This is a genomic window from Verrucomicrobiia bacterium (genome assembly GCA_035577545.1).
GTDB lineage: Bacteria > Verrucomicrobiota > Verrucomicrobiia > Palsa-1439 > Palsa-1439 > Palsa-1439.
On sequence record DATLVI010000030.1, the window covers coordinates 21636 to 29015 of the forward strand.

General features: G+C 58.6%; 6 protein-coding genes and 1 tRNA gene. 2 read left to right on the forward strand and 5 right to left on the reverse strand.

Going from position 1 to position 7380, the window contains the following annotated elements; translation table 11 throughout:
- Genes VNL17_10375 through VNL17_10385 form a run of 3 tightly spaced genes read right to left on the reverse strand, consistent with a single transcriptional unit; the run spans nucleotide 1 to nucleotide 3501 of the window.
- Nucleotides 1–537: a zf-TFIIB domain-containing protein gene (locus VNL17_10375; GenBank protein ID HXI84481.1), complete on the reverse strand. Its 537-nt coding sequence runs from the start codon at nucleotides 535–537 to the stop codon at nucleotides 1–3.
- The gene (mutL, locus tag VNL17_10380) at nucleotides 534–2324 is read right to left on the reverse strand and encodes a DNA mismatch repair endonuclease MutL (GenBank protein HXI84482.1); all 1791 of its coding nucleotides are present in this window, start codon (nucleotides 2322–2324) and stop codon (nucleotides 534–536) included. The genes VNL17_10375 and mutL overlap by 4 nt, the downstream gene beginning before the upstream one ends.
- 55 nt (nucleotides 2325–2379) lie before the next feature.
- Entirely contained in the window at nucleotides 2380–3501 is a 1122-nt protein-coding gene (locus VNL17_10385) for a hypothetical protein (GenBank protein ID HXI84483.1), read from the reverse strand.
- A 103-nt stretch (nucleotides 3502–3604) separates the two neighbouring features.
- Here VNL17_10385 and VNL17_10390 point away from each other — a divergent pair.
- Nucleotides 3605–3681, forward strand: a tRNA-His gene (locus VNL17_10390).
- Between the two features lie 827 nt (nucleotides 3682–4508).
- Nucleotides 4509–4685 carry a hypothetical protein gene (locus VNL17_10395; protein ID HXI84484.1) on the forward strand — a complete coding sequence of 59 codons (177 nt, stop codon included), beginning with the start codon at nucleotides 4509–4511 and terminating at the stop codon, nucleotides 4683–4685.
- Between the two features lie 190 nt (nucleotides 4686–4875).
- Here the strand turns inward: VNL17_10395 and VNL17_10400 are convergent, their stop codons facing one another.
- Complete coding sequence (locus VNL17_10400) at nucleotides 4876–5790, reverse strand: hypothetical protein (GenBank protein HXI84485.1); 915 nt, start codon at nucleotides 5788–5790, stop codon at nucleotides 4876–4878.
- Nucleotides 5791–6233: 443 nt separating this feature from the next.
- The coding region (locus tag VNL17_10405) for an HYR domain-containing protein (protein ID HXI84486.1) at nucleotides 6234–7380 on the reverse strand (1147 nt) is incomplete at its 5' end.

Sequence of the window (7380 nt, forward strand, 5' to 3'; positions counted from 1 at the left end):
CTAGCGGAAAAGCAAACTAAGGAGTTGGAAGGCCGGCCCCAATTGGTAACCGCCGGCATCGTATAACCACCAGCGACCACCGCCCGCAATTCTGGCACGGGGGTCTGACAGATCAGCGGGAGTGATGATGTCCCAATTCTGTTTTTTGGATTCCTGCCAGGCCGTTTCGGAGCGGTGGTTCGCTTTCGCGAGTGCCAGTACCATGTTCTGCAACTCGTCGGCGTCGAGCCAAACCAACGCGCACGGATCGCAACGGTCAATCTGGATGGCGCCAATACCCATGTAGCCATACTTTTCCATTGCCTGGCGGCAATCAGGACAGGGGAACTTCGGCTCATTTTGCCAACCCTCGGTCGGACGAAATTCAGTCGTTTCCGCCGTCTCACATGGCACCGCGTGCCAACTTTTCTCCAGCACGTCAGTCAAATCGGTGTGCAGCATCAACATCCCCTTGCAGCCACGACAACAACGAAGCGACAGGGTGTCCAGTTGTTGTTCTTCGAGAGGTTTCCCGCAACGGGGACAATTCGTGCTCACGCTTTCCTTCCAAATTTCTTCTCCAGTTCGGCATACGACATCTGAATCATGGTCGGACGACCGTGCGGGCATGTGTAGGGTAATTCGCACTGGTGAAGTTGCTGCAACAGCGCGCGCAGTTCCTCGCCCCGCAACGGGTCATGGGCCTTCACCGCGTGGCGGCAGACAGTCGTGGCGATTTTGTCCTCACTCAACCGTCGCGCGTGCACCTCCTCACCCGTTTGTCGCAATTCGTCGATGATATTGCGAAATGTCTGCGCAAGGTTTGACGTGGAAAAATACGGCGGCAACGCGTCTACCAAGAAAGTCTTTTCGCCAAACTCACTCACACCGATGCCCAGTTTGTGCAGCGTTTTCTGATTGGCGTGGAGGAACGCCGCATCGCGTGCGTCCAATTCAAGCGTGAGCGGCAACAAGAGCTTCTGCGCGGGCGCGGAATCGGTTTCCAGTTCCCGCAGCATCTTCTCGAAGAGCACACGCTCGTGCGCCGCGTGTTGATCCATCAGCACCAGCCCTTCCGGCGATTCGATCAAGACGTAGAGCTGCCCGATCACACCGAGGATCCGCCACAAACCTTCCTCGGTACGGATCTGGGTCGATGGTTCGGCCGATACCTCACCCGTCAATGGCAAAGGCATCGTCGGGTGTTGGTGAGGTTGACTCGTCGAGTCGGTTGTCGTCCGCAGGACCAACGGGGGAGGATCTGTCGGTCGCACGGGTGAGACGCCCGGTGGTGCCGCGAAAACGCGATGCTCGGCTTTCGGCCAGCCCTCGTTTTGAACCGGGTGCAAGCCCGCAACTTCCGGCTCCAAAGCGGCACGGACCGCATCGATCACACACTGGCGCACGGCGAACTCATCGCGGAAACGCACCTCGCGCTTGGCAGGATGGATATTTACATCCACCACCTCGGGATCGATATCGAGGAACAGGAACGTTACCGGGAATTTTCCCCTCATCAACGCCGTGTGATACCCCTCGAGCAGCGCGTAGTTGATGCCTTTGCTCTCGACGGGCCGTTCGTTCACAAAGAGATGCTGTTGGCGGCGATCGGCGCGGCTCACGCCGGGCTTGCCGATGAATCCCGTGACCCGCACATCCCCACGTGTCAAATCGACGGCAAGCAGTTCTTCGGCGAGCCGGGCGCCATGGAGTTCGCGCAGGCGACCGAGGAGGTCTTTGGTCGGCGCGAGGTTGAAGACTTCGCGGCCATCGACGACCAACCGGAACGCCACCTGAGAATGTGCCAGCGCGCACAGCGTCACGATGTGCTCGATATGCGCCGTCTCGGTTGGTATCGAACGCAGAAACTTGCGGCGCGCGGGCAGGTTGAAGAAGAGATTGCGCACCTCCACCACCGTCCCTTCCGCAGCCCCCACGTCCGTCACGGAAAGAATCTTGCCGGCGGCGATCTCAATCTGCGTACCACTCAGGTTGCCGCGCTCGCGGCTCGTGAGCGTGAACCGGGAAACCGCCGCGATGCTCGGGATCGCCTCGCCCCGGAAGCCGAGTGACGTGATGCTGTGCAGGTCTTCCGCTTTGGAAATCTTGCTCGTCGCGTGCGGTTCCAACGCCAGTAGCGCGTCGTCGCGGCCCATGCCGTAGCCATCGTCGGCAACGTTGATGAGCGAGCGTCCGCCGTTTTTGATCGTGACCGTGACGCGCCGGGCTTCCGCGTCGAGCGAGTTCTCCACCAACTCCTTCACGACCGAGGCGGGGCGCTCGACCACTTCGCCCGCGGCGATCTGGTTGGCGACGTGTTCGGGAAGAAGACGAATGCGGTTCACAAACGCAGTATACCCCGCCGAGGGAACGTGTAAATCCGAAGTTTGGCGGCCGGCCTCAGAATTGTTTCTGCAGTGCGACACCGATCTCGTGGCCGCCGCGGTTACCGTCACGAATGGCGTTGACGCCGTAGCCGTAGCTAATCAACCAATCGATGTCCTTGATTGCCCGGAAGCTCAGGCCGGCGCCGATACCGAAGATGTTGTCCCAATCGGGCGTGGCGGGGGGCACGGGCTTCACGACGGCCCAATCTCCATAGAGATGGACGGTCACAGCATGTTCCTGCGTAAGCTGCTGGTTGACCTCGAGATTGGCGACGCCGAAGTCGGACGCGAAAAACTCGCGCACAAAATAGCCATGCACGGTCACTGTGAACGGCTCGACGCCGAGTAGATTCCCACCCACCTTGTAGGCGCTAAGTTCGTCCAGGTCCTCGCCCAACCCGCCGCCCACGCGCGCGTAGAAAGTTGTCTGCTGAACGGGAATTTTCGCGGACAGAGAACCGTAAACGCGGTCATACTGCACGTGCGCCGGTAACAGTGACCCATCCGGTCCAAACGCATCGAAGCCACTGCGATAGTTCGCGTCCGCTGCCACGTAAAGTTCGGCGCCACGCCGCGCGGTGAGTCCCGGTTCGATGCCGCCAAACCGGAACTCGGCTGTCAGCGATTGCGTGTAAAAGTCGTTCGGGATGGTGAAGTTGGCGGTGGTATCGGTCTTGCGGAAGAATGAGCCCGTAATACTATAAGTGGCGCGCAGGTTCAGCGGCAGCGGCGTGGGATTCGGTATCGTGTCATTGACAAACGTGCGCGCTGTGATTACGTCGCCATAAAACTGCTGCTTTGCCAGGCGTTCGCCATCCTGATAAGGGGTAATGCTATCAATGTATAAACCGCCACCCAAACCCGCGCCGATGGCAATATTGGTATTCGCCGGCAGGAAGTAGCTCAGTTCCGTATCCCCGAAAATGCCCGCAAAGATCACCCGTAGCGCTGTATTCGTCCACGGATAGTTATTCTCGTTGAACCAATAGTACCCGAACGCATTTGGCTGTTCTTCGCCCCGGAGGGGAAAACTCGTCTGCAGGGTCAGCGTCCGTCGAGATTCAATATCAACCTGCCCGGACGCGCCTTGCGCAAGCGCCAGGGTCAGGATAAGAAGCGCAATCTTTTTCATCACGGCTCGAATGCCTCCTCCACGGAGGTTTCGCACGATAACTTGACCCCCATAGCGCCGCAATGCTAAATTCGCGTCTCTTCAAGCAATGCATTGCGTTGAGATGGTGGCCGTAGCTCAGCCTGGTAGAGCTCCAGATTGTGGATCTGGCTGTCGCGGGTTCAAATCCCGTCGGTCACCCCATCTTCTTTTGCGCCCGTAGCTCAACTGGATAGAGCATCGGTCTTCGGAAGCGGCCTGTACGGTTTTTCCCGACCTTGCGGATTTGCTAGGAAAGTGCGGAAGCGACACGCCCGCTTGCGTGTTTCTCACTTCACCGAGTTTGCAACGAGAAGCAAGGAATAGCACGGAAATGCCATTGATTTGCCATTTTTTGCCAATTCGAATCCGGTGCGGTTAGTATGCTCAACTAATCTCGGCGCTGCGAGATTCGGCCGGCCATACCGAAGAGACCGGCGCGATTGATGACTGGCACGAAACGTAGTTCCTGTTTGTCGGGCTTGTCAGAGACCTACACGGCGGAACGGCAAGACACGAGCCGTCGTGATCCCGATGCAGATCGCGGATCTTGGTTCGCACTGCCAGTGGTGAGTATCCGACTGACGGAACACGTATTACCCACCCGGTCTTACAATCCACAACGGATCAGCGAAGAAAAGGAGCGCGCAGCCGCAGGGGGGTCGTTCATCAGGTTGTGAGCATGGCCATTTGGTTTCGTGTTCAACGATCGACTCGATCCTGCTGCGCCCTTGATCGGATTATTGGTACGTGAGCTTGATGCGGTAATACTTCTGCGGCTCGGCGGCACTGGTGTCGATGGTGGAGCTGTTCTCGCCTGTGTCGATTTCGCGCAAAGATGCAACACCTTGTGCTCCAGCCCATTAGCTCCTGTTTTTAGACTGCGGCGTCGAGAATCGTTTCGAAAAGAATCAGCCGAATTAATTGGCAATTCTTGATAAAAGCTGTATGGTTAGCATGGCTTGGGGATGGACTGTTCGTAAGGGAGAAAAATGAACAGAAAACAACGAAAGTTGCTCAGAAAACTGAGTGCCAAGTCGGGTGGGACTCTTACGGAGTACGCCGTTATCCTCTTCCTCATCTCGATTGTAGGGATAGTTATTCTCCAAGGCATCGGTGGCAGGACGAACAACATGGTTTCGACCGTCAATGACGGATTCGAGCCGTAGTTTCGGATCCAACCGCTAGACCGCAGGCCGTTGCTGCGCCAGGCGGTGAAAAGAGCCAGCCCCCGGGATCGCGGTAGGGTCTTTTTGATTCGGTTTTCGATGATTACATAAGAGCGCCAGACCAACGACGCAGCGGCGAGTTTCCAGAAGATGGTATTGTCAACCCGCGGCCTGACACGCGTTGGGAGTGCTACTTTGACAACCTGCTTGATAGCGAGGTCAAAGCGGATTGCAGAGACTGGCGGGCCACAGGGCTGGAAGTGGCCGCGAGCAACTGATTGACCAAAGCAATACGCTGGTTAATTTCTGTGGCCGACCAGTCCAAAGAAGGAGCTGTGCTCCCAAACAGTTGATTCCCATACTGAATGTAAGTTCCCGCCAATGATGCGCCGACGGTTGGCCACGCTGAAGCAGGGACGCGGTTTTGACGAGCGTCATCGACTAGTGCACCCGCTGCGTCCGGGTATTGCAGCGCAGCTTGCGCCAATGGCCGCAGGGCAAAGTCACCACTTCCTAGTGAGCTGATGGCGGGATCTTGCGCGAGTTGGATCAACGCGGGAATTCCCACCCCGTTTGGCAGTCCCGCTAACGCCAGTGTCGGGTAATAGTTCCACTTCGTGACCGCCTGCTTTAACAGCGAAACGTCGTTGGCGTCGCCAAGAGCCTGGAACGTCTCAAACAACGGGCTGATGTCGCCGCCTTTCCAGTTGCCGCTGAGAGCCTGCGTCAATGCGTTGCGCGCCGCGGTCAGCTCAAGTTGACGGTATTCCCCAGGCGCTTGTTGTTCCAAAGTCAGTGCCAACAGGGCAACTTCCAGCGGGTCGGTTGTCCCCTGGAGCGCAGCGGCAGACGCTGCGACCGCCTCTGGTCCGCCAATCTCATGCAAGGCGTCCACCAAACCAAGTCGTAATGAACTGAAGTCTACTGACCCGCCGCCGGCCAGCGCGTCGAAGTTCACATCTTCCCCTCGTTGCAGAAACTCCTGAATCGCGGGTATGGCGGATGATCCCTGTTCCCTCAATTGCTGCAGCAACTGATTTACTTCTTTTGCTTGTTCCTGGGAAATCCTGCCGTGACTCAGATCGATCTTCGCTAGACGGGCCAACAGACCCTGCGCGACTCCAGGTAATACAGTGGATGGGGGCGTCGCGTTGTGGGCCGCACTTGCGGAACGGAGTGCGACAGTCGGTGCTGAATTCGTGTCCCAGATCGATATCTCGCGGGGGGCCTGGCTGTTCCTTTGCCGCTTGATACTTGACTGCTCAACCACGTGCGGGAGATTCTCGGTAACAATTGGCGGTCGGGATGTGGGAGTGGAATCCGCGGAGGGAGTCGTTGTGGCCGATCTTTCACAACCGCTGCACGCCAGCGCACACATCATACCCGCACTGGTCAACCAACTCGCCGCTCTACTCGCCAGTTCTTTCATTCGAGTCCAACGGTGCCTTTTCATCTCCACATGATTCTCGCGCGAATTACCAGTCCCTACAAGGTGGGGGACGCTCGCTCCCCTCACCGTTTGACGGTTTCGCCGCCGCTCGATCATGCTCAAGGTACCAACCGAACGCGATAGTAGCGTGCCGGTGTGCCGGATGCAGCGCCGATATCGAGCCAATTCGTCGTCACCTCACCGCATCCAACCGTCACAATTGGCGTGCTGATGTCCGCGAAACTGTTCGACGAGTTGCCACTGAGGCTCGAGGCGGCCTGAAGTACGTTGGTGCTGCCGCCGGTTGCGGTCCACGTTACGCGGACATCGCCGCCTTCCATCTTGATGCTCACGATGCGGAACCATGGTGCCGGTCGGCTGTCCACCACGATCACCAGTTGCGTGCACGTGGCGCTGTTGCCGCAGTCGTCGGTGACTGTCCAAACCACCCGGTTGGTGCCGATGGGGAATTGCGCCGGCGCATCGTTGACCACCACGCCGCTACTCGCGCAGTTGTCGCTGGCCGTCGGCGTGCCCAGGATCACACCACTGGCGTAACACTCACCCGTGTCGTTGGACACCGTCACATCGCTCGGGCAGCTGATCACGGGCGGCGTCGTATCGATGAAGCGGATGTGTTGGACGCAGCTGGCACTGTTGCCACAGGCATCCGTGGCTGTCCAGGTGCGGTCAATGCCCGCCTGCCCCGTGCAATTGGCCGCGGTCGGCGTATCAGTGTAGCCGATTGTCGGGTTCGGATCGCAATTGTCCGTGGCCGTCGCGGTGCCGGTTTGTCCGGGCGCGGTCGAGGTACCGCAGGCCAGTTGCTGATCGACCGGGCAGTGGATCACCGGGGCGCTGCTGTCCGCGATGGTGAGCGTCTGAGTGGCGCTCGTCGCGTTGCCGCACGCATCGGTGGCTGTCCAGATTCGGGTGATTGTGTAATGGAACTGGCCGCAGCCGCTCGCGGTCTGCGTGCTGGTCTGGCTGAAGCTCACGCTGACGCTGCCATCACAATTATCGTTTGCTGTCACTGTCGCTGCCGCAGGCACCGCGTCACAGGCCGCAGCCGCATCGGTTGGCACGCCGCTGAGCACCGGCCCGATAGTATCGTTGACGGTGATCATCTGCGTGACGCTGGCCGTATTGCCGCAGGCGTCCGTCGCGTGGTAGACGCGACTGATCGTGTAGCGGTTGGCGCAGCTCTGGCCGCTGATCACATCGGCATCATGTGTGACGGTCACAGTATTGCCGCAATTGGCAGTA